Consider the following 19,748-nt stretch of genomic DNA (forward strand, 5'->3'; position numbering starts at 1 on the left):
CACGACCAGGAATATGAAAATACACGTCATCAGTCATGCTCTGCCACAGGCACGTTATCAGCGATGTCCGCAATGCGATACCCTTTTTTCCTTACCAGATGTGAAATCCAGACAGTCCGCGCACTGCCCGTGCTGTAACGCTCGCATTCTGAACGGACGCGACTGGTCGATGACCCGTCTGACGGCGATGGCGGTGACCATGATGCTGCTGATGCCTTTCGCCTTCAGCGTACCGTTAATGACCGTCCACCTGCTCGGGACCAATATTCGCGCCAGCCTGCTGGGCGGCATCATGCAGATGGCACAGCAGGGCGACGTGATTACCGCCTCCATGGTCGCCTTCTGCACGATTGGTGCACCCGTGACGCTGGTGGCCTCGATCAGCTACCTCTACTTTGGCGAAAAGCTGGGGATGAACCTGCGTCCGGTCCTGCTGATGCTCGACAGACTAAAAGAGTGGGTGATGCTGGATATTTATCTGGTTGGCGTCGCCGTTGCTTCAATTAAAGTGCAGGATTATGCCTCGATTGACCCCGGCAGCGGGCTGGTGGCGTTTATTTCGCTGACCCTACTCAGTCTGCTGACGCTGATCCACCTTAATGTAGAACAGCTGTGGCATCGTTTTTATCCGCAGCCGGCACAGCATGCACCCCCGGCTTCGCTACGCGTCTGCCTGAGCTGCCACCATACCGGCGTGGCCGATGACCGCGGCCGCTGCCCTCGCTGCCATACGCCGCTGCCCTTTCGCCGCCACTTCAGCCTGCAAAAATCCTGGTCAGCGCTGATTGCATCGATTGTATTGCTGATCCCCGCAAACCTGCTGCCGATTTCGATTATCTATCTGAACGGTGCACGTCAGGAGGACACCATTCTTTCGGGCATCATGTCGCTCGCGTCGGGCAATATTCCCGTGGCGGCGGTGGTGTTTATTGCCAGTATCCTCGTACCGTTTACTAAGGTTATCGTGCTGTTCAGCCTGCTGCTCAGCATCCATTTCAACTGCGAACAGGGGCTGAAAACCCGCATCCGCCTGCTGCGCGTGGTGAAGTGGGTGGGCCGCTGGTCAATGCTGGATTTATTCGTTATTTCACTGACCATGTCGCTGGTTAATCGTGACCAGCTTCTGGCTTTTACTATGGGACCGGCAGCCTTCTACTTTGGCTCTGCGGTTATACTGACTATTCTTGCCGTTGAGTGGCTTGATAGCCGTTTACTTTGGGATGCTCATGCAACAGGAAACGCCGACTACACCGACTAGCGCACGCGTCGTCAACCGGCGAAAAATTTCGCCGTTCTGGCTGCTGCCGTTTATTGCTTTACTGATAGCGGGCTGGCTGATCTGGACTAACTACCAGGAACGCGGAACCACGGTGACCATCGATTTTGCCACCGCTGACGGTATTGTTCCCGGCCGCACGCCGGTTCGCTACCAGGGCGTTGAAGTCGGTCTGGTGCAGGGGATCAGCATGACTGAAGATCTGCGCACCATCAAAATCAAAGCCAGTATCAAAAGCGATATGCGGGATGCGCTGCGTGAAGATACCCAGTTCTGGCTGGTCACGCCGAAAGCCTCACTGGCGGGGGTGTCCGGGCTGGATGCGCTGGTAGGCGGTAACTATATCGGTATGATGCCTGGCAAAGGCGAACCGAGGGAAAACTTCGTGGCGCTGGATACCCAGCCGAAGTATCGCGTTAACACCGGCGAAATGATGATCCACCTGCACGCACCGGATCTTGGCTCACTGAACAGCGGTTCGCTGGTCTATTTCCGTAAAATACCGGTGGGCCGCGTTTATGATTACAGCATCAATCCCGGCAATCACAACGTCACCATTGATGTGCTGATTGAGCGCCGCTTCACTAATCTGGTGAAGAAAGACAGCCGCTTCTGGAACGTCTCCGGCGTGAAGGCCGATGTGGGGCTGAGTGGTGCAAAAGTCGAACTGGAAAGCGTCGCGGCGCTGGTCAACGGGGCGGTAGCCTTCGATTCGCCGGAATCCTCTGAGAATGCGAAGAGTGACGATAGCTACACCCTGTATCCTGACCTTGCACACAGTCAGCGCGGCGTGGCGATTACCCTCGATCTGCCGGATGGTAAAAATCTGAAGGAAGGCAGTACTCCGCTGATCTATCAGGGTCTGGAGGTCGGCACGTTGACCAAACTCACCCTGCTTGACGGCGGTAAAGTTTCCGGCGAACTGACGCTGGACCCGTCGGTAACCGGGCTGATGCGCAACGGAACCCGTATTGAGATGCACAGCCCGAAAATCAGTCTGAACGACAGTTCGTTAAGCAGTTTGCTGACCGGTAACACGCTGGAGCTGGTTCCCGGTGAAGGCGAACCGCAAAGCCACTTCGTGGTGCTGCCGGATAACGAATCATTGTTGCAGCAGGCTAATACGCTGGTCCTGAAACTTAGCGCACCGGAAAGCTACGGCATTGATGCCGGGCAGCCGCTGATGCTACACGGCATGCGTATCGGCCAGGTACTGAGCCGTACCCTGACGGAAAAAGGTGTGAACTTCAGCCTCGCGGTGATGCCGGAATACCGGCAGCTGGTACACGGCGACAGCAAATTTATTATCAACAGCCGCCTGGACGTGAAGCTCGGTATTGACGGGATGGAAGTGCTGGGTGCCAGCGCCCGCGAATGGGTTGACGGCGGAATTCGGCTCGATCCCGGCAGCAAAGGCGAGGTGAAAGAGGTCTATCCGCTTTACGCCAACAGTGAAAAAGCGCAGGAGGGGATCACCGGCGATCAACTGCCGACCACGCTAACGCTGGTGGCCAACAGCCTGCCGGATATTCAGGCTGGTTCCGTGGTGCTCTACCGTAAGTTCCAGGTGGGTGAAATTATTAACGTTACCCCGCGCGCCGATGCGTTTGACGTTAGTGTGCATATTAAACCGGAGTACCGCCGCCTGCTGACGCAGAACAGCGTGTTCTGGGCCGAAGGTGGCGCACGCGTGCAGCTGAACGGTAGCGGCCTGACCGTGCAGGCGTCGCCACTGAACCGGGCGCTGAAAGGGGCGATCAGTTTCGATAATCTCAGCGGAGCCGGCGCGGGCCTGACGCGCGGTGATAAACGCATTCTGTACGATTCAGAAACCGCTGCACGCGCGGTAGGCAGCCAGATCACTCTGCGAACCTATGATGCCAGCAAGCTGGCAGCAGGCATGCCGATCCGCTATCTGGGTATCACTATCGGCCAGCTGGAGTCTCTGGCGCTGGGTGCCGATAATAATCAGGTGATAGCTAAAGCAGTGCTGTATCCGGAATATGTCGAAAACTTTGCCCGCCTCGGCAGCCGCTTCTCGGTTGTTTCCCCGCAGATCTCTGCGGCAGGAGTCAACCATCTGGAAACGCTGTTACAGCCTTATATCAACGTCGACCCCGGTAAAGGCCGTGCGCAGCGGACTTTCGAACTGCAGGAGTCAACCATCACCGATGCGCGCTATCTCGATGGCCTTAACGTGGTGGTGGATGCGCCGGAAGGCGGTTCGCTCTCGGTCGGTACACCGGTACTGTTCCGCGGTATTGAAGTGGGTACCGTCACCGGAACGGCGCTGGGTAGCATGGCCGATCGCGTGCAGATCACCCTGCGCATCAGTAAGAAATACCAGCATCTGGTACGCAACAACTCGGTGTTCTGGCTGGCATCCGGCTATAACCTGAAGTTCGGACTGATTGGTGGCGTGGTGAAAACCGGTACCTTCCAGCAGTTTATTCAGGGCGGAATTGCTTTTGCCACCCCACCAACGGTTCCTCTTGCGCCTCGCGCAACCCCTGGCAAGCACTTCCTGCTGGAAGAGGAAGAGCCGAAGGACTGGCGGAAATGGGGCACCGCAATGCCGCAGTAAACGCACTATCGGGCAGCCCAGGCTGCCCGTTTTTTTAGAACCATTGACCTGCGTTTCTGGCATTCACAAGAAAAGTCTGTGTTAAACTGCGTCCACTTTTATTTAGTGGACCCTGCCCGTGCCTGACTCTTCCCGCGTCTATTTTCCGCCTGCGTTTCTCAGCCTGATGCAGCAGATGCTGCCTGATCGTGCAGAATTCGACCAGTTTATTGCCATAAGCCAGCAGCCACTGCGCCGCAGCCTGCGTGTTAACACCCTGAAAATCAGCGTTGCGGATTTTCTCACGCTGGTCGCGCCAATGGAGTGGTCGCTGACGCCGATCCCCTGGTGCCCTGAAGGCTTCTGGATCAGTCGCGACGACGGCGATGCCCTGCCGCTGGGCAGTACAGCTGAACACCTTGCCGGGCTGTTTTATATTCAGGAAGCCAGCTCAATGCTGCCGGTAACGGCGCTGTTCGACGGCTGCCCGTCACCACAGCGAGTGATGGATGTGGCCGCGGCCCCGGGCTCAAAAACCACCCAGATTGCCGCCCGCATGCATAACGGCGGTGCGATTCTGGCCAACGAATATTCGGCCAGCCGGGTGAAAGTGCTGCACGCTAACCTCAGCCGCTGCGGAGTCAGCAATACGGCGATGACTCACTTTGATGGCCGCGTCTTTGGCGCGGCGCTGCCGGAATCGTTTGACGCTATCCTGCTGGACGCCCCCTGTTCGGGTGAAGGCGTGGTCCGCAAAGATGCCGACGCGCTGCGCAACTGGTCCGTAGCCAGCAATGCAGAGATCGCCGCCACTCAGCGCGAGCTGATTGACAGCGCCTTCCATGCGCTGTGCCCCGGAGGCACGCTGATTTATTCCACCTGCACCCTGAATCATGATGAGAATCAGCAGGTTATTGCCTGGCTGCTGGCGCGTTATCCGGATGCGGTAGAGGTTGAGCCCCTCGACCAGCTGTTTGCCGGAGCGGAAAAAGCCGCTACCGCCGAAGGCTACCTGCACGTTTTTCCGCAGATCTTTGACAGCGAGGGATTCTTCGTTGCCCGCCTGCGTAAGAAGACCAGCATCCCCGCTCTGCCACAGCCGGGCTATAAACTCGGCAAGCTGCCATTTAGCCCAATGAGCCGCGCCCAGCAGCAGGAAGTGGCCACAGCGGCAGCGAAGTGCGGACTGCACTGGGATGATCAACATACGCTGTGGCAGCGCGATAAAGAGATCTGGCTATTCCCGGTGGAGATTGAACCACTGCTGTCCCGCGTTCGCTTCTCGCGCATCGGCCTGAAGCTGGCGGAAACTTTCCCGAAAGGCTATCGCTGGCAGCATGAAGCGGCAATTGCGCTGGCCGACCCGCTGGCAGTCAATGCGGTTGAGTTGAGCAGCGCCGAAGCTGAAGAATGGTATCGCGGGCGCGATATCTACCCGGAACGCGATCTTCCGTCCGGAGAGCTGATTATCTGCCACCAGCGACAGCCGATCGGCATTGCTAAAACCGTGGGATTGCGCATCAAAAATAACTACCCCCGCGATCTGGTACGCGACGGCAAACTGTTTAACGCATTAAGCGATCTGGCCCGGTAACGGGCCATTTAACGCACAAATTCATTAGTTTCGGAAAGTATTGAACTCCGGTTTAGACGATATGGTCTACATTGCTTCACTGACCTTCTCGCTGCAGGGATTCAGCATCCATGAAAAACCGTTATCAGTTCTACTTTACGCTGGCCTTAATCACCATCGGCAGCCTGCTTATTATTGAAGTGCTGGCCCGCCTGGTGCATCTGATCGTCGTCGGCTAGTTTTTTTTAACTACTTCATTGCCCGCGGATTTTTACGCAGTGAACCTGCCCAACTAAAGTCTTTCACTTCGCTCTCTTTTGCCGCCGACGGTTTACGCGGTTTTTTCACTTTGACCACCTGGGTACTTTCACGCACTACCCGCTCCTTCATTACCAGCCGCTTTGCCTCTTTCAGGATCTCTTTTTCTTCTTTCTTACTGGCGATATGACCGAGTTTCGCGGTGAGGGTCTTTACCCGTAGTTCAACCAGCACTTTCTCTTCTGCCGTGAACTGGTCGATCGAAATCTCTTTATCATTTTTCATCGTTCGAGCTCCTTGCCAGCGGCACCGCAAACGGATATCCGCTGCGGTGGGGCAGCTTTTATCGTAAAGTGCGCAAGCACAGCGCACAAGCATAGATAGCGGAAAACGTCCTCCCCGACCTTCCCTTGCCGATCGCGTGCCTGCGTTCATCCGCTGTGCTACCCTCGCGGTGCGCGCTCTGCCGCGAGGAATACCCCGACGGCAGCCATTTTCGTCAACCGTATAAAAGGAGTTCATATGACTGACGTGGAGCAGGCCAGCTCTGTTTCGATATTTCGTATTCGTGGCGATATTGTCACCAGTGCCAGCGACGAGCATGGGCAGATTACGGTGATCGAGAATAAAATTTACCGCATCCTCACTTTCGACCGCATGTGCGAACAGAGCAAAATGCAGAAGAGCGATCCAGCACTGCCGGTACACAATTATATCCGTGCCATGCTGATGGCCGTGGCGCTGAAATCTCCGCAAAAAGCGCTGATCCTTGGACTGGGCGGCGGCTGCCTGCCAAGAGCGATCGCGGCCCGCGATGCCGCCTGCGCGATGGATATTGTTGAGCTTCGCCCTGCGGTGATCGACGTTGCGCGGCAGCACTTTTCCCTGCCTGAAGGCGAGCATATTCACTATCACGCCGTCGATGCCGACAAATTTCTTGCCTCGGCAACAGGCAATCTCTATGACCTGATTTTCTCCGACCTGTACGCCGCCGATACCATGTCGCCGCTACAAGAGATGGAAACCTTCCTCCAGCACGCTAAACGTACGCTAAAAACGGATGGCTGGCTGGTACTGAACTATCCACAGCGCCCTGCTGCCAACGGCCCGCTGCTTCAGGCACTACAACGGCAGTTTTCCACCCTGCTGCGCTGTGTGGTGCCCAGCGGCAACGTGGTGATTTATGCCAGCAATGTGACGTTTGACCTGCCTTTACGTGAACTGCAACGCATCGCTATTCGTGCGGGCAACGAGTTTGGCACTGATTTCTCCAGCCTCACCCCGAAACTGGCGGTTTTAAGCGGCAGGCAACCTTAACGCGATCTCAGCCGTTTTTTTAGTTGTTTAGTTGCCGGTTTACCGATGCTGTGCCAGGTTTACTCCGTTATTCAGGACGTTAAACAAAGAGAACAAAGCATGATGATTAAAGGTATTGGTAAGGGATTCTTTATTTTGATCCTGGCGGTAACCACGCTGGGTTTCTTCCACATTCTGGGGCCGTATTTTTCCGCCATCCTGTGGGCTGCCATTCTGGCGGTGATATTCCATCCGCTTAAAACGCGCATCCGGAAACAGCTCAACGATAAAAACGGCATTTCAGCACTGATCACGCTGCTGATCATCTGCCTGATCGTCTTCATACCCCTTGCCATAGTGGCCTCGTCACTGGCGGTGGAGTGCAACGCGCTGTACAACCGGCTGCAAAACAACCAGACCGAACTGGCTACGGTGGTCAGCGGTGTGGTCAATCACCTGCCTGAATGGGCACGCCACTTCCTGGCGGAAAACGATCTGAATAATGCCGACCAAATCCAGCAGCAGCTGTCCGGTGCGGCAATGAAAGGCGGTCAGTTCTTCGCCGGCAGCATCATGCTGATTGGTAAGAGTACTTTCAGCTTCACCATCGGTTTTGGCGTGATGATGTACCTGCTGTTCTTCCTGCTGAAAGATGGCGCCTATCTGGTTGGATTGATTTTCACCGCCGTGCCGTTGTCGGATCACGTAAAACATCATCTGTTTGTGAAGTTTGCTGCGGTATCTCGCGCTACGGTGAAAGGCACCGTCGTGGTTGCCGTCGTTCAGGGAGCACTTGGCGGCATTGCATTTTACTTCGCCGATATCCAGGGCAGCATTCTCTGGGGCTCGCTGATGGCTTTCCTGTCGCTGATCCCGGCGGTTGGTTCCGCGATCATCTGGCTGCCGGTAGTGCTCTTCTTCCTGTTCTCTGGTGCTGTCGTAAAAGGTCTGGTGCTGGCCTTCTTCTTTGTGGTGGTTATCGGGATGATTGATAACATTCTGCGCCCGCTGCTGGTCGGCAAAGACACCAAAATGCCGGACTACCTGATCCTGATTACCACACTCGGCGGCATGGAAATCTACGGCATTAACGGCTTTGTGATTGGTCCTTTGATTGCCGCACTGTTTATTGCCAGCTGGAACCTGTTCTCCGGTAAAGAACATCGGGGCAATACTGAAGAGATCGACCCGGAATTTATTGAAGAAGGCCTCAATCATCCAGAAAAGAGTGAATAACGCTGGCATAGCCGGGCCAACTATCATGGCCCGGCTTTTTTATGCCTGTTGGTCGGCCTTCTTCTCATTCTCGATCAGCCTGATCAACGTACCGTCGGGATCGACCAGCGCGCCCATCTTTAGCCCCCACGGTTGCATTTTGGGCGGATGGATACGCGGGAAGTCAGTGCATTTTTCCGGAATCCCTGCCGCCTGCAACAGGCGGTAAAACGCCTCAACATCATCCAGCCGTAGACAACAGCTGAACCAGCTGCCGTAGGGGTCCAGCTCGGGATGCGGGAAAAACTCCAGCACCACACTACCGGAGACCATAATCATCCAGTGCTCATCCTGCCAGGTGGTAGTAAAACCCAGTGCGGCATAAAACTGCTGGGTGGCGCTGAAACTGCGTGAAGGCAGATTGGGGGTGGCATGGTCGGTCATGGCGGCGGCTCCGAAGCAAAATAGGCAGATTGGCTTTTTTGCACATTATTGCAGGTAAAGGTCGCCTTTTCTGCCGGACTCACGGCTTTATTGCGTCAGTAAGGGGCATGATTTCTGTCAGTCATTCGCTTTTAAAGCATCGGACAGGAGAGTCACATACCCCCCTATCTGCACTGGCAACGCTGGCTACCACGGTCATAAACGCTTTTTTCCTACGAGAAGCGACTTTTAGCTGTTTTTTATTCACCAGGTCCAGTGAAAAATGTAGAGCAAAGCACCCTCTTTAAAAGCCGAATCCCTTCAGCCACGCTCATGATTCAATACTGAAATGGCATGTTATTCAATCTTAAGACATTAGGTCTGATGGGTGGCACTAAGGCTTTTTTTGTAACTTAATTGGATAGTTTCTGATTGGTACTATGCAGTTTATTGATCATTATTTACACTAAATTGAATTAATATGTACTTTCATTACAAATCACTAAAAAATGTAAAGGTGAAAAATGAATACGCCTAATTCTCTGTTAACGCACTGTTTTATTTGCCTGATTACCACAGCCTGCACCACGCAAAAAGCAATGAAGGAAACCAAACGCCAGTTCGATAACGGCGAATATGGCTGGGCGCTTTATACCGGAACCGTTGGCGTGACAGTGGCGGCCATTGCAGATGTTTTCACCCTCGGCGGCACCAGCGATGTCAACACCGGAACCAGCACACTCTCTTCCGCCGCCAATACCGCCGCCCCAAATTCAAGCGCGGCAAAAGCACTGTCATCAATGGCCTCAGCAGCGCCGACGACTTCCTCGTTCAGCGGTCAATCGGGCACAACGCAAACGGCACAGGCATCCGATAGCGCGGAGCTACCGCCTGTTGATGTCAGCACGTTTAATACCAAAGACTACCTGCCGAAAAATGGCCAGTGCGCGAAGAACCTCTCCTACCTCAGCGATCGACTGCCAGTAGTGGAAAATCCCACCGTCGCACAGATCCGCCAGCAGGTTCTGACAGGGGATATGCAGGAAATTATGCGTAACATCAATAAAGAAGGGAAAACGCCGGACGAGGGTATACAACTCTCACTCCAGCAGGCCGAAGCCTACGATAGGACGGTCGCAGATGCTTTACAAACCGCAGAACAGACCGATGGCCAGGGTATTACCGCCGCGCAGTTTGCACAGCAGATAAAGGCGGGAACGTTGAAAATTGACGTTTGCGACGGTATCCGCAACTCATCACTTTGTGTTGCGATTATAAATACTTATGGTGCAATCGACTCACGTGCAGTAGCGGCCAACCTTCAGTGCTACAAGCGGAGCAACCAGTGGCCGAAGGCGTAGCTGCATCGCTTTTATCCACAGCTCTGATGCTCTAGTTAAGTCCCACCGGGCTGTCTCAAGCTCGATACCTGCATCGCAATGAACTTCAGGAGATAACGATGACGATCGAAGCGCAATTTCCGGAATTAGCAAACTATCTCGACCCTTCGGATAACTATGAAATCTTCACCGAGGAGAAACAAATTAGTGATGGTCAGTACCTTATCGTGACGCAACGCGGAGAAAATGAGTCCGACGTTATGCTCTTTAAAATCGCACCAGATGGACTTCAGTTGCAGCATGATGGCGTATTCGCCTTTAGAGAGAACGGCCTCCAACCAAGGTCGTTTAGTAAAAACCTCGTCTGCGGGATCAGCTCACCTGGCGATCATCAATCTCTGTTTAATTTCGCAATGCAAAGCGTCAACAAATTTTCGTCACTCGATGGACCAGACGGCGGCAATCTCGCCTGCTGCTGGGCGGTACGCCAGCTTGCCTATGCAGCGCTTGGTCGCTGGATCACCCATACGGACAGTACAACGGTTTTTGCTGAGGAATTAGGGAGATGTTTCAATACGACTTTAGCGTTGGATAACGCCCCTGCCGGTTGCATCGTTATTTCACCCACCTCGATAATTGGCGGTAAACGCTATATCGGACACGTTGGTCTGTTGGGCGACGGCCAGGGCACCGGCCGACTAATTTACTCGAACTCCAGCAGCCACAGCCGCTGGGAGCAAAACTACAGTCTGGAAAGCTGGATAAAACGCTACCATCAAGCTAAAGGGCTGCCGGTCTATTTATATCCAATCCCGAGCTATGAGATAGCGGGCGCGGCCGGTGGTTAACCACGAAAAACTGGCTACAAGGGAGTCAAAAAAAGACCGAATACTATTTTAGGTCTTATATTTCATGAGTTTAAATATCATAATGGCGATAAAATGACTACTCATGATAGCTCAACTGCTACTCTACAATCTCTATAGCCTTGATTTTCTGAATTGTGGCAACAATCTCATCGGGATCGCAATTTGATGCATCGATTTCTTTAATTTTATTTCCATCAAAAACAATCCGCACCTTTTTACCTCGATTGACAAAAGCTACAATCACCCCGGCCACCCCACCAACAAGAGCGGTTGCTATCGGTAAAGCAATATTTATGTACTCTAGATTGCCTACCGAGAAACATAATGGCCCCCTTTCATTTTTCTGCCCTAATTTGTCGAGTTCATTCTTAATCTCGTCTATAATGTTCCATCTTGCCCGACAATGGATGAATTCAATGAAATTGTTCATATTTACTAATAAACTCCCTTTTATTAAAAGACTTAAATTTGCTGCTATTTTCTTCAACAGTGGATTGACTATCATGACTGGTAAAAATCTTTCACTCTCATTCCAAACAACCCCAACTGAAAAGATTAGTATCTTTGGTACAGATGTTTATCAACAAAGCTTACCGAATAATGAAACCACAATTCTACTATCAGGTGATGACGGTACGCTCAAAAAAACCACCATTCCCTTAATATAATTTATCAAAACTCTTTATTTTGATGAAGTGGGATATTTCACTACCCGCCCTGTAAATCTAGACTTGATAATACTTTAATAGATAAAATTTTAACTGAGAGATAGTCATACTTAGCTATATGAGGAGCTTTTTTTGGCGTCCAGTATCGACCATGAGCAAGCCAGTTTCGATAATCTATAGCTCTTATTAACTCATTAATTTCCTTTTCGCAACCAGAAGTATTCTTTCTACGAAGATTCAACAATTCATCGACTAAAGAAGTTCTATATTCCTTTATACGATGTAGTCGCCTAAAATCTCTTGATAAATTATCTTTCAATCTTTTTCTTACCCTATGAATATAATCAATTCTTATTCTAGCTTCGAGTACTGCCAATAACTCTAATGAACACATGCGTTCTAACTTTAGTAAGCTCTCTGCTCTTTCTTTTTCTACTTCATCTTTAGTAAGACCAAATAGGACAGCAGGTATATCTTCACGCCCACCTGACGAAATAGAATAAAAATCATATAAAGCACTATTACTTACGTTGTAATATTTTTCGACTTCTTCCAATGTGCTGTGTTCATTTGACAACGAAATACCAGGCATATTAGGACCCCATAACCTCAATCAAGGCTGAAATAAAATTATCCTCATTAAATTCATCAAACTCAATTTTGTTACCACCACGCCGCACTATTTTCCAATCCCATTCTATTTCATTTTTCTTAGCGCTATCATCACCATTACTATCAACCACTTCACCGTTTACAGTGTGAATTTTAACTGTAAATTTTACACCTGAGCTTTTTTTGTCTGCTAGAATAAATTGTACTTTTCCGGATAAACCTTTCATATCTATCCTACCCTTTGTCCCAATTAATAAGGTACCGACTGGGACAAGCTCAACCTCCTTCCTAGCCACCTTGATGACCATTTTTTCCAAATCGTAGCTCCCAATAAAATCCTCTTTGAGATTTACCTTACTAAAGCTTACAACAATTGAGCCATCATCGATTAATGGTTTTAACCATGATTTTATTTTCACATAAAAATCATTAACAAAATCGAGCCAATCTTTCTTCTGCTTATCCCAATTGATCTCAACCTCATCCTCTGTTATTTTTTTGTTTTCACTATCGATGAAAATTTTCAATTCTTTTATACTCATACAACCCTCCAAAAAGTAGTTTATAAATCTATCAAAATCAAATGACAACCTAAAAAATCAAATCAAAATAGTTAAACATTCAAAAATCAAATTGTAAAGTTAACATAACCTTACCAACTGTGGTAACTTCATCAGCACCGCAAATGAAATTACTTAATTTACTAGCTACACTTATATTACGACCAGGCAAAAGAGTAATGTCATAGATGTCGTACTTATTATCAATACCTAGCAACCAGCGACCATTACTGATCTCTGAAATGCTTGTGTCAACAATCCATGCCCCAGAATTACTGGAAATAAAAACCGCCTCATTAACAGTGGGTGAAATGAAATTCAAATCCCCCTCCCAAATTCCGGCCTCATGGAGGACACCTGCAGTAAGGTTTTTACGCGGAATTATTCTACTAATACATTCTTTATTGCTAATGTTTGTTTGTGCACCCTTCCCCGTAGCCAGCCACTCCAAAGATACCCCAGTATCGAGAGCACAAGTCACAACTAAATCGCCTGGAAAGTAATTTCTACGTATCCAAGTACTTACAGTACCGGATGATATCCCCAGCAAATCACAAAGTTGTTTTTGCAGGGTAAAGCCGTAGGCATCCATGATGCGACGCAAAACCGGCTTTCCGCCGTTTGAGATAATTTCCTTGTAAAGGACTGCACCTTTCGGGGAAACGGTAGACGCTTCTAAGTTTGCATTTGCAAGCTTTCCACTGGTAAGCCAATGGAGATCACTCCCAGTATCTAAAGCGCACTTTACAAACGCGCTGCCAGGAACACTATCGCGCTGCACCCAATTGCTAACGTTTGCGGCAGGCACACCCAGGCTTTCTGCCAAGGCTTTCTGCGTCAGAACGCCATAAGCAGACGCCAGACGTTCAATGATCTCTGAAGCCGTCCCATCGCTAAAATCCATAAGCCACCAAATAAATAAACATTTGTTGTTTACTAGACAACATTTGATGATCTAGGATGTATCACACCACATGAAACACCGTAGAACACAACGACCCAACGGAGATACTGCGATATGCATACTGAAAATGCAAACGCTCAGCACGCATTTGACTTAGCTCAGTCACCCGATCTTCTAACCACTATCACAACAGCACTGTTACCGGCACTAAGTGCTGTGATTAACGACGCCGTTAATCGCGCTGTCATTTTCAATACCTCCCCCACTATGTCTAAAGATGACTTCGCCATGATCAACGGTATCAGCAAGTCACTGCTGGAAAAATGGATTCGCGATGGCGTGGTTTTATTAGCCCCAACGCCGACTACCACTGTTGTTCGTAACTCCACCTGTCGTAAGACCGGAAAACCGCGTACTGACGTGATGGAAAAACACGGCAACGCCCTGATTAATGTCGCGGCATGGCGTGAGAAAAATCGTCAACACGCGCTTCATTGCCGATACATCAAACCATAACTTGATTTTGCAAGTTTCAAGGATCTGAATCATGTTTGATTATCAAGTGTCCAAACACCCGCATCTCGATAATGCCTGCCGTCAGTTTGCGCATAAGCACAACCTAAGCCAGCTGGCTGGCAAAATCGAGATGAAGCCACAGGTGCTGCGTAACAAGCTCAATCCCGATCAACCGCATCTGCTAACGCTAACCGAGGTACTGCTGCTGACTGATATCACCGAAGACTCAGCACTGGTTGACGGCTTGCTTGCACAGCTGCATTGCTTACCTTCTGTGCCCATTAACGAGCTGGCCGCAGATAACCTCAGTGCCTACGTCATGAATGCCACCGCCGCCGTCGGCCAAGTCGCAGCTGGCGTGGTTTCCACGGAGCGCATGACTCAGTCACGCAAAAACGCTTTTGTCGATAGTGTGAACTCAGGTATTCGCTGTTTAACCCTTGCAGCAATGGCCGTTCATGCCCGGATTCACTGCAATCCCACGATGTGTTCAACGCTCGATGCTGTCAGTGGTATCGGCGCTTCCATCGGCCTGAGCTGAGGTGACTATGCCAGTATCAATCGCACCACTGCTAAAAAGGCAAAGCCAGTCACCTTCCTATGGGCATGGCTGGATTATGGGAAAAGATGGCAAACGTTGGCACCCATGCCACTGTCAGAAAGCGCTTTTACGTGATCTGTCCACACGTAAGCCAACGCGGTTCAAATCATTCTGCAATCGGTTTGGGGATTAATATGACCAGTCTCGTAAACAAAACATCTGACAACAGCGCTACCGCATTCAGTGATGTTCATCTTATCCATGCTCGTGTGGATCAGGTCAAATCGATGACATTCCGGGAATTTCAGCAGCGCTGGCGACAGATGCGTAAAAACAATGAAAACCCTGCCCTGCGCTATTTCAATCGCCAGAGTGATGAATTCAAGTTCTGCGTGCTGACACTGGCGAACCGCGAACAGCTAGGCGCTTTTAAACTGGAGGAGATCGGCAAACCGTTTGAAAGCTTCGATGTACTACGCCGCGAGCTGATTATTAAAGCGATGAATAAAATGTCACGCTGGAGCGAAATGCTTCCGCGTCGATTCTCAATATCAGACTGTTTTCTCTCTGACTAAATAACCTCAATCCCAAAATCAGGCGTCAACCCGCCGGGCATTCTATTGCCAAAAATAAGGAAAACTGTATGCGTAATGTTCAATCCAAACCGTTCATTATCGGAGCCGACTTCAACACTGAGGCACTGCTAAAAGCAGCGCGTAATGAGGAACGTAAAGATAAGGCGCTGGCCGTTTCTATCCGTCTTGAGGCGTTAGCCATTCATATCACTCGCAACGAAATGAACGGCATTGAAGCGGCTGAATTACTGCGCCAGGAAGCCCTGCGTTTTGAGAACGAATCACAGGAGCTGCACTAATGGCTGACAATATTGATATCGCACAGCAACGTGAAGCCGAGAACCTGGCGCGCGCGCTTGCGAATATTACTCACCGACCGGGCGGCGTCAGCGCCTATTTCTGTGAAGAGTGTGACGATCCTATTCCCGAAGCGCGCCGTAAGGCGTTGCCGGGTGTGATAACTTGCGTTCACTGCAAAACCATCGGAGAGCTTAAAGCCGCTCATTACGGTAAACAGCAGTGACTATCCAGTATGCCTACCCGTGGAATAAACCACGGGCGGCTATTGCCAGCCCTTATCTCACCTATGAACAAATCCGCCGCCGCGATCAAATGATTGCGGCGTTGTCGCATGCAAACGACCTGCTGGATAAGCAGCCGCAACTGGTACAACGTGATGTTAAGCATCGTTTTATCCAGCTTGAAAAAACACAGGGTTTAGCCCGTGCCAATGCGTACTTATCAAAGACATTTGTTGAGCGCACATTGCCACGCGTTGAAAAAGTCAACGAGCAGTACCGCTTAAACGCAATGGAACCGGGCACATTCAGCATTCTAGCGGGCAACGAATCAGGTAATGCCGAAAAACTTGTCGCACCGGAAAACCTCTGGCGACTCATCCGGCGATTTAACCGTTTGCCGGATATGGCCCGTGCCGATGTTGATCTGCTGGCCGGTGATATCGCCAGTTTTATCATGGCTGAAATTGTCCAGGCGCATGAACATATCGGAGCTGAGTCCGATTACCGGTACACCCATCATATTTACATGACTGCCGCCACGATAACCCGCCAGTTGGGACAACTGCCGCCGCTCTGGGATACCGTCAATTCGCGTTTTTTTAATCCCGAAGATGTCACGCCGGCGATCCATCGGATGAAAAATGATAAGTGGTGGAAAGGACGCTTACGCCGCGTCGCGTCAACGTGGCGCGAGCATCTCCAGATTGCGCTGGCTAACGTCAGCAAAAAGCACAGTCCGTACGCCAGTAAATTTTGCGTCAATGAATGGCGTGAACAGAAACGTCGTACCCGTGAGTTTCTCAAGGGACTTGAACTGGAAGATGAGGAAGGCAACCGCATCAGCCTTATCGATAAGTATGATGGAAGCGTAGCGAACCCGGCGATACGCCGCTGTGAGTTGATGACGCGTATTCGCGGCTTCGAAAATATCTGCAACGAAATGGGATACGTCGGCGAGTTCTATACCCTGACTGCCCCGGCCCGTTATCACGCCACAATTAAAACCGGACACCGGAACCGCAAGTGGAACGGCGCGAGTCCCTCAGATACGCAGCGTTATCTCTGTAATATCTGGCAGAAAATCCGCGCCAAACTCCACCGCGAAGAGATCCGCATTTTTGGTATCCGCGTGGCCGAACCACATCATGATGGCACCCCGCACTGGCATATGCTGATGTTTATGCTGCCTGAAAGCGTCGATCGCGTGCGTGAGATACTGCGTGATTATGCTCATCAGCAGGATAGCGGTGAACTGACAACCGACAAAGCCAGAAAAGCACGTTTCCATGCCGAAGCTATCGATCCGGAGAAAGGCAGCGCCACCGGTTATGTGGCGAAATATATCTCGAAGAATATCGACGGCTACGCGCTGGACGGTGAGCTGGACGATGAAAGCGGCCAGGAGCTGAAAGAAACCGCACCGGCAGTTTCAGCCTGGGCTGCACGTTGGCATATCCGCCAGTTCCAGTTTGTCGGCGGTGCGCCAGTCACTGTTTATCGTGAACTGCGTCGTATGGCTGACGGTGAAACCGCGCAGGGATTAAGCGTGGAATTTGCTGCTGCGCATGACGCAGCAGATGCCGGTGACTGGGCAGCATACGTTAACGCTCAGGGTGGCCCTTTTGTTCGTCGTGACGATCTGGCGGTGCGCACCTGGTATCAGGCGGGTAACGAGCTTAACGAGTACGGTGAAGAAACTGTCAGCATCAAGGGAGTTTATGCAACCTCCGTTGGCGATGACACGCCGATTTTAACGCGCCTGACACAGTGGAAAATTGTGCCGAAGCGCGCCGTTGATTTGGCCGTTGACCTCAAGGGCGCGACCGCGCCCTCTCGGAGTTCTGTCAATAACTGTACGGAGCAACGGATAACAGATTTCTCCAAACCACCATCACGCGCAGAACGAAGACGAATGCTTGCACGAATACGTGCGGAGGAAGCACCAGAAAAGGTTAAAACGCCGTTTAAGTACCCAGGCAACCCCGATACCAGGCTAAACCTGCGGCAAAACGTTAAAGAGGTATCTGGTGAAGATCTCACAGAGATGGAGATCAGCAGAATGATGGCTGGAGGAAAGGTGATTATTCAGGGCCGGACGTATCGAAGTGGAACCCGGGGGATTCTCTACGGCGGTAACAAGGCACGTCCGAACCTGCGGGCGCGCTTTGACGCGTTAGCAAGCAACGTTATGAAAGGGACAATCCGCATAAAAAACAGTCACTCGGACGAATCTTAGTGATACGAATCTTTACGCTTAGTTAACAGCATGATACTGTTTATATATACAGTATTAATATTTAACCAAGGGGTAAGGGACTGATGGAGTTAGATAAATTAAACGTCACAATTGCACGTATACAGTTCATCGCTGATGTGGCGCTCATCGCACAATGTGAAGCGGAAGAACTCAAGCTGGCTATGTCTATGATTAGTGACCTCAGCCGTGAAATCGATACTTCACAGCTTCAGGACCGGATTTTCTACCAGGCCGAGTGATGTTTTGCACCACATCTGGTGCCTTAGAAATCGGACGTAACCCAGCCGTCTTGCAGGACGGCTTTCTCTTATCTGAAAACGCATTCTGATGCATTGGATCGCATGATCCAGATTAGTTCCCCTTCCCTACGTCACACCAGAGTTGGCGCGGATTCGCGTACCGCATGCGTCTGCATGAAAAACGATGCGAAAAGCGGGCAGGCGAGGCGGGGATAGCATTGCGCGCTAGGAGAAATTTCAGATATCGAGTTTCCCCCTGGCTGCAAAAAATCAAGCAGCCTTTATCGGCATTTCTTGAAATCACTTGCAATACTTTTAACAGTTAAGATAAGTTTATTCCTATTGCTTAGCTGATAACTTACGAATCCTTGCATATTATCGGTGTATCTATATGAAATACATCAACTTTAGGTGGTGAAATGATAGGTCATACTCCTGCAGTTCTTTCAGATTCAGAACTAAAATCTGTCTTAACATTAACTGAACGGCTTAGCTGGAATGTAGCTAGACCGATTGTTGGTTCGTTAGGGTTACCAACAGGAAAAGGCCGGGAGGCCACAACTGATAAGGTCGTTGAAGCATTATTAGAGCTAAAAAAAATAGATCCAAATAAATTTAATACAACAATTGGCACTATTAATGATGTACTTGATGGTCAAATAATGTTTGGAGAAAAAGCATTATTTAGCCTTACAGTTGATAAATTAATTATTGATGATTTAAAGAGTAAATTTTTAACCAAATGGAATGCAAATAAAAAACCAAACAGTCTATCAGAAACATTACTTGATGAAGCGCAGGTTAATTCTCTTGTAAAAAACAAACCTGAATTAGTATTTCACTCATCTCATAACAATATAAGCATTGTTCTTTTCTCATCAATAAGAGAACAGGTCATCCGTGAAAAAATACCAACTCAAGCATTACCTCAATTCAATAATTATGATGAGATAATAGCTAAGAGGAAAGAAAAGAAACAGTGTTATGATGTATGCATTTTTAGTGGTGATAAAATTCACATTTTAATCGACACTGCAGGAAATGCAATTGGCGAGAGCATACTTTTTTCTAAAGGAAATATTGTTAGCGAGCTATATCTTGAGTATGGGAGTAATTTCAAGGCGAATGAAAAGGACTTTTACCCTCTAATTGAACCAATATTCAACCAAAATTCCTTACCTTACTCGAACCTAGATTACAAGGTGTTCGATTTATCGTTTCTAACAAATGAAGGGACCACACATAAAGAAAAGAAAAACACTGCAAATAAAGATTTGAGGGATGATATTTTCAATAAGGAAGGTATCAAGGCGGTAGGAAACATTGGCCTTTATCGTATTGGCATCCGAGTGGAAAGGAATAATCCTCAGTTGCAGCTTGCAGACAACCTTGAACTAATCATTCCAGGAACACTGAGGAGGCATCTTGGTGGAAGCAGCACTTCACCTGTGAGCTATGCTCTATTGAGCAAATGTATCTGTAAAGACGATTTCGAAACTCTAACTAAGCTGATACTATAGGACAATTGAGTATGGGGGGTAA

23 protein-coding genes are annotated in these 19,748 nt (G+C 49.9%); 17 read left to right on the forward strand and 6 right to left on the reverse strand.

The genetic code is table 11. From position 1 onward, the window contains the following. Positions 1-13 precede the first annotated feature (13 nt). The 3 genes from yebS to rsmF all read left to right on the forward strand — a co-directional run bounded on the left by yebS (position 14) and on the right by rsmF (position 5,433). A complete protein-coding gene (gene yebS, locus IBT46_RS03065) occupies positions 14-1,258 on the forward strand; it encodes a membrane integrity lipid transport subunit YebS (RefSeq protein ID WP_200543901.1) in 1,245 nt (414 codons plus the stop codon). Beyond that, entirely contained in the window at positions 1,227-3,860 is a 2,634-nt protein-coding gene (locus IBT46_RS03070; RefSeq protein ID WP_200543903.1) for a PqiB family protein, read from the forward strand. The genes yebS and IBT46_RS03070 overlap by 32 nt, the downstream gene beginning before the upstream one ends. A gap of 118 nt (positions 3,861-3,978) precedes the next feature. Then, positions 3,979-5,433 (forward strand): 16S rRNA (cytosine(1407)-C(5))-methyltransferase RsmF, encoded by a 1,455-nt coding sequence (gene rsmF, locus IBT46_RS03075; protein ID WP_200543904.1) that lies wholly within the window; start codon positions 3,979-3,981, stop codon positions 5,431-5,433. Positions 5,434-5,661: 228 nt separating this feature from the next. Here rsmF and IBT46_RS03080 read toward each other — a convergent pair whose 3' ends face one another. Beyond that, positions 5,662-5,955, reverse strand: coding sequence for a hypothetical protein (locus tag IBT46_RS03080; RefSeq protein WP_200543906.1), 294 nt, complete (start codon positions 5,953-5,955; stop codon positions 5,662-5,664). A gap of 237 nt (positions 5,956-6,192) precedes the next feature. On the opposite strand from IBT46_RS03080, the gene IBT46_RS03085 reads away from it, so the two are divergent. Next, positions 6,193-6,987 (forward strand): fused MFS/spermidine synthase, encoded by a 795-nt coding sequence (locus tag IBT46_RS03085; RefSeq protein ID WP_200543908.1) that lies wholly within the window; start codon positions 6,193-6,195, stop codon positions 6,985-6,987. 99 nt (positions 6,988-7,086) lie between these two features. Next, positions 7,087-8,202, forward strand: a complete 1,116-nt coding sequence (locus IBT46_RS03090) for an AI-2E family transporter (RefSeq protein WP_200543910.1) — start codon at positions 7,087-7,089, stop codon at positions 8,200-8,202. Positions 8,203-8,241: 39 nt separating this feature from the next. Here the strand turns inward: IBT46_RS03090 and IBT46_RS03095 are convergent, their stop codons facing one another. Beyond that, the gene (locus IBT46_RS03095) at positions 8,242-8,625 is read right to left on the reverse strand and encodes a bleomycin resistance protein (protein WP_200543912.1); all 384 of its coding nucleotides are present in this window, start codon (positions 8,623-8,625) and stop codon (positions 8,242-8,244) included. A gap of 503 nt (positions 8,626-9,128) precedes the next feature. Here IBT46_RS03095 and IBT46_RS03100 point away from each other — a divergent pair. Beyond that, positions 9,129-9,965 carry a hypothetical protein gene (locus IBT46_RS03100; RefSeq protein ID WP_200543914.1) on the forward strand — a complete coding sequence of 279 codons (837 nt, stop codon included), beginning with the start codon at positions 9,129-9,131 and terminating at the stop codon, positions 9,963-9,965. 98 nt (positions 9,966-10,063) lie between these two features. Continuing rightward, a complete protein-coding gene (locus tag IBT46_RS03105) occupies positions 10,064-10,792 on the forward strand; it encodes a hypothetical protein (RefSeq protein ID WP_200543916.1) in 729 nt (242 codons plus the stop codon). Between the two features lie 118 nt (positions 10,793-10,910). On the opposite strand, the gene IBT46_RS03110 is transcribed toward IBT46_RS03105, so the two are convergent. Next, positions 10,911-11,243: a hypothetical protein gene (locus IBT46_RS03110; protein ID WP_200543918.1), complete on the reverse strand. Its 333-nt coding sequence runs from the start codon at positions 11,241-11,243 to the stop codon at positions 10,911-10,913. Between IBT46_RS03110 and IBT46_RS03115 the strand changes: the two genes are divergently transcribed. Next, positions 11,230-11,481 (forward strand): hypothetical protein, encoded by a 252-nt coding sequence (locus IBT46_RS03115; protein WP_200543920.1) that lies wholly within the window; start codon positions 11,230-11,232, stop codon positions 11,479-11,481. The two genes, IBT46_RS03110 and IBT46_RS03115, sit on opposite strands and share 14 nt — an antisense overlap. Before the next feature lie 40 nt (positions 11,482-11,521). Here the strand turns inward: IBT46_RS03115 and IBT46_RS03120 are convergent, their stop codons facing one another. The 3 genes from IBT46_RS03120 to IBT46_RS03130 form a co-directional block, all read right to left on the reverse strand. Then, positions 11,522-12,073, reverse strand: a complete 552-nt coding sequence (locus tag IBT46_RS03120; protein WP_200543922.1) for a hypothetical protein — start codon at positions 12,071-12,073, stop codon at positions 11,522-11,524. Position 12,074: 1 nt separating this feature from the next. Then, positions 12,075-12,635 (reverse strand): hypothetical protein, encoded by a 561-nt coding sequence (locus IBT46_RS03125; RefSeq protein ID WP_200543924.1) that lies wholly within the window; start codon positions 12,633-12,635, stop codon positions 12,075-12,077. Positions 12,636-12,714: 79 nt separating this feature from the next. Continuing rightward, positions 12,715-13,557 (reverse strand): phage repressor protein CI, encoded by an 843-nt coding sequence (locus tag IBT46_RS03130; RefSeq protein WP_200543926.1) that lies wholly within the window; start codon positions 13,555-13,557, stop codon positions 12,715-12,717. Positions 13,558-13,671: 114 nt separating this feature from the next. Here IBT46_RS03130 and IBT46_RS03135 point away from each other — a divergent pair, with 114 nt between their 5' ends. From IBT46_RS03135 to IBT46_RS03175, 9 genes are all read left to right on the forward strand, one after another. Continuing rightward, on the forward strand, positions 13,672-14,073 hold the full coding sequence (locus IBT46_RS03135; RefSeq protein WP_200543928.1) for a hypothetical protein: 402 nt from the start codon (positions 13,672-13,674) through the stop codon (positions 14,071-14,073). A 31-nt stretch (positions 14,074-14,104) separates the two neighbouring features. Then, entirely contained in the window at positions 14,105-14,614 is a 510-nt protein-coding gene (locus tag IBT46_RS03140) for a phage regulatory CII family protein (RefSeq protein WP_200543930.1), read from the forward strand. Between the two features lie 7 nt (positions 14,615-14,621). Beyond that, positions 14,622-14,807, forward strand: coding sequence for a phage filamentation protein Fil family protein (locus IBT46_RS03145; protein WP_200543932.1), 186 nt, complete (start codon positions 14,622-14,624; stop codon positions 14,805-14,807). Between the two features lies 1 nt (position 14,808). Next, positions 14,809-15,189 carry a hypothetical protein gene (locus IBT46_RS03150; RefSeq protein WP_234479920.1) on the forward strand — a complete coding sequence of 127 codons (381 nt, stop codon included), beginning with the start codon at positions 14,809-14,811 and terminating at the stop codon, positions 15,187-15,189. Between the two features lie 68 nt (positions 15,190-15,257). Further along, on the forward strand, positions 15,258-15,488 hold the full coding sequence (locus IBT46_RS03155; RefSeq protein ID WP_200543934.1) for a DUF2732 family protein: 231 nt from the start codon (positions 15,258-15,260) through the stop codon (positions 15,486-15,488). Beyond that, complete coding sequence (locus tag IBT46_RS03160; RefSeq protein WP_200543936.1) at positions 15,488-15,712, forward strand: TraR/DksA family transcriptional regulator; 225 nt, start codon at positions 15,488-15,490, stop codon at positions 15,710-15,712. The genes IBT46_RS03155 and IBT46_RS03160 overlap by 1 nt, the downstream gene beginning before the upstream one ends. Beyond that, entirely contained in the window at positions 15,709-17,946 is a 2,238-nt protein-coding gene (locus IBT46_RS03165; RefSeq protein WP_200543938.1) for a replication endonuclease, read from the forward strand. The genes IBT46_RS03160 and IBT46_RS03165 overlap by 4 nt, the downstream gene beginning before the upstream one ends. A gap of 83 nt (positions 17,947-18,029) precedes the next feature. Beyond that, on the forward strand, positions 18,030-18,206 hold the full coding sequence (locus IBT46_RS03170) for a hypothetical protein (RefSeq protein ID WP_200543940.1): 177 nt from the start codon (positions 18,030-18,032) through the stop codon (positions 18,204-18,206). Positions 18,207-18,625: 419 nt separating this feature from the next. After that, positions 18,626-19,726, forward strand: a complete 1,101-nt coding sequence (locus IBT46_RS03175; protein ID WP_200543942.1) for a hypothetical protein — start codon at positions 18,626-18,628, stop codon at positions 19,724-19,726. Positions 19,727-19,748: the final 22 nt, after the last annotated feature.

Origin of the sequence: Erwinia sp. S38 (genome assembly GCF_016624545.1) — a bacterium.
Classification (GTDB): domain Bacteria; phylum Pseudomonadota; class Gammaproteobacteria; order Enterobacterales; family Enterobacteriaceae; genus Erwinia; species Erwinia coffeiphila.

Coding starts and splice junctions, on each gene's coding strand:
- IBT46_RS03110 (WP_200543918.1), bottom strand. CDS start 11,243: ATGAACAATTTCATTGAATTCATCCATTGTCGGGCAAGATGGAACATT.
- IBT46_RS03095 (WP_200543912.1), bottom strand. CDS start 8,625: ATGACCGACCATGCCACCCCCAATCTGCCTTCACGCAGTTTCAGCGCC.
- IBT46_RS03090 (WP_200543910.1), top strand. CDS start 7,087: ATGATGATTAAAGGTATTGGTAAGGGATTCTTTATTTTGATCCTGGCG.
- IBT46_RS03150 (WP_234479920.1), top strand. CDS start 14,809: ATGACCAGTCTCGTAAACAAAACATCTGACAACAGCGCTACCGCATTC.
- IBT46_RS03160 (WP_200543936.1), top strand. CDS start 15,488: ATGGCTGACAATATTGATATCGCACAGCAACGTGAAGCCGAGAACCTG.
- IBT46_RS03140 (WP_200543930.1), top strand. CDS start 14,105: ATGTTTGATTATCAAGTGTCCAAACACCCGCATCTCGATAATGCCTGC.
- IBT46_RS03100 (WP_200543914.1), top strand. CDS start 9,129: ATGAATACGCCTAATTCTCTGTTAACGCACTGTTTTATTTGCCTGATT.
- IBT46_RS03125 (WP_200543924.1), bottom strand. CDS start 12,635: ATGAGTATAAAAGAATTGAAAATTTTCATCGATAGTGAAAACAAAAAA.
- IBT46_RS03080 (WP_200543906.1), bottom strand. CDS start 5,955: ATGAAAAATGATAAAGAGATTTCGATCGACCAGTTCACGGCAGAAGAG.
- IBT46_RS03175 (WP_200543942.1), top strand. CDS start 18,626: ATGATAGGTCATACTCCTGCAGTTCTTTCAGATTCAGAACTAAAATCT.
- IBT46_RS03130 (WP_200543926.1), bottom strand. CDS start 13,557: ATGGATTTTAGCGATGGGACGGCTTCAGAGATCATTGAACGTCTGGCG.
- IBT46_RS03170 (WP_200543940.1), top strand. CDS start 18,030: ATGGAGTTAGATAAATTAAACGTCACAATTGCACGTATACAGTTCATC.
- IBT46_RS03070 (WP_200543903.1), top strand. CDS start 1,227: ATGCAACAGGAAACGCCGACTACACCGACTAGCGCACGCGTCGTCAAC.
- IBT46_RS03145 (WP_200543932.1), top strand. CDS start 14,622: ATGCCAGTATCAATCGCACCACTGCTAAAAAGGCAAAGCCAGTCACCT.
- IBT46_RS03115 (WP_200543920.1), top strand. CDS start 11,230: ATGAAATTGTTCATATTTACTAATAAACTCCCTTTTATTAAAAGACTT.
- yebS (WP_200543901.1), top strand. CDS start 14: ATGAAAATACACGTCATCAGTCATGCTCTGCCACAGGCACGTTATCAG.
- IBT46_RS03155 (WP_200543934.1), top strand. CDS start 15,258: ATGCGTAATGTTCAATCCAAACCGTTCATTATCGGAGCCGACTTCAAC.
- IBT46_RS03105 (WP_200543916.1), top strand. CDS start 10,064: ATGACGATCGAAGCGCAATTTCCGGAATTAGCAAACTATCTCGACCCT.
- IBT46_RS03135 (WP_200543928.1), top strand. CDS start 13,672: ATGCATACTGAAAATGCAAACGCTCAGCACGCATTTGACTTAGCTCAG.
- IBT46_RS03120 (WP_200543922.1), bottom strand. CDS start 12,073: ATGCCTGGTATTTCGTTGTCAAATGAACACAGCACATTGGAAGAAGTC.
- IBT46_RS03085 (WP_200543908.1), top strand. CDS start 6,193: ATGACTGACGTGGAGCAGGCCAGCTCTGTTTCGATATTTCGTATTCGT.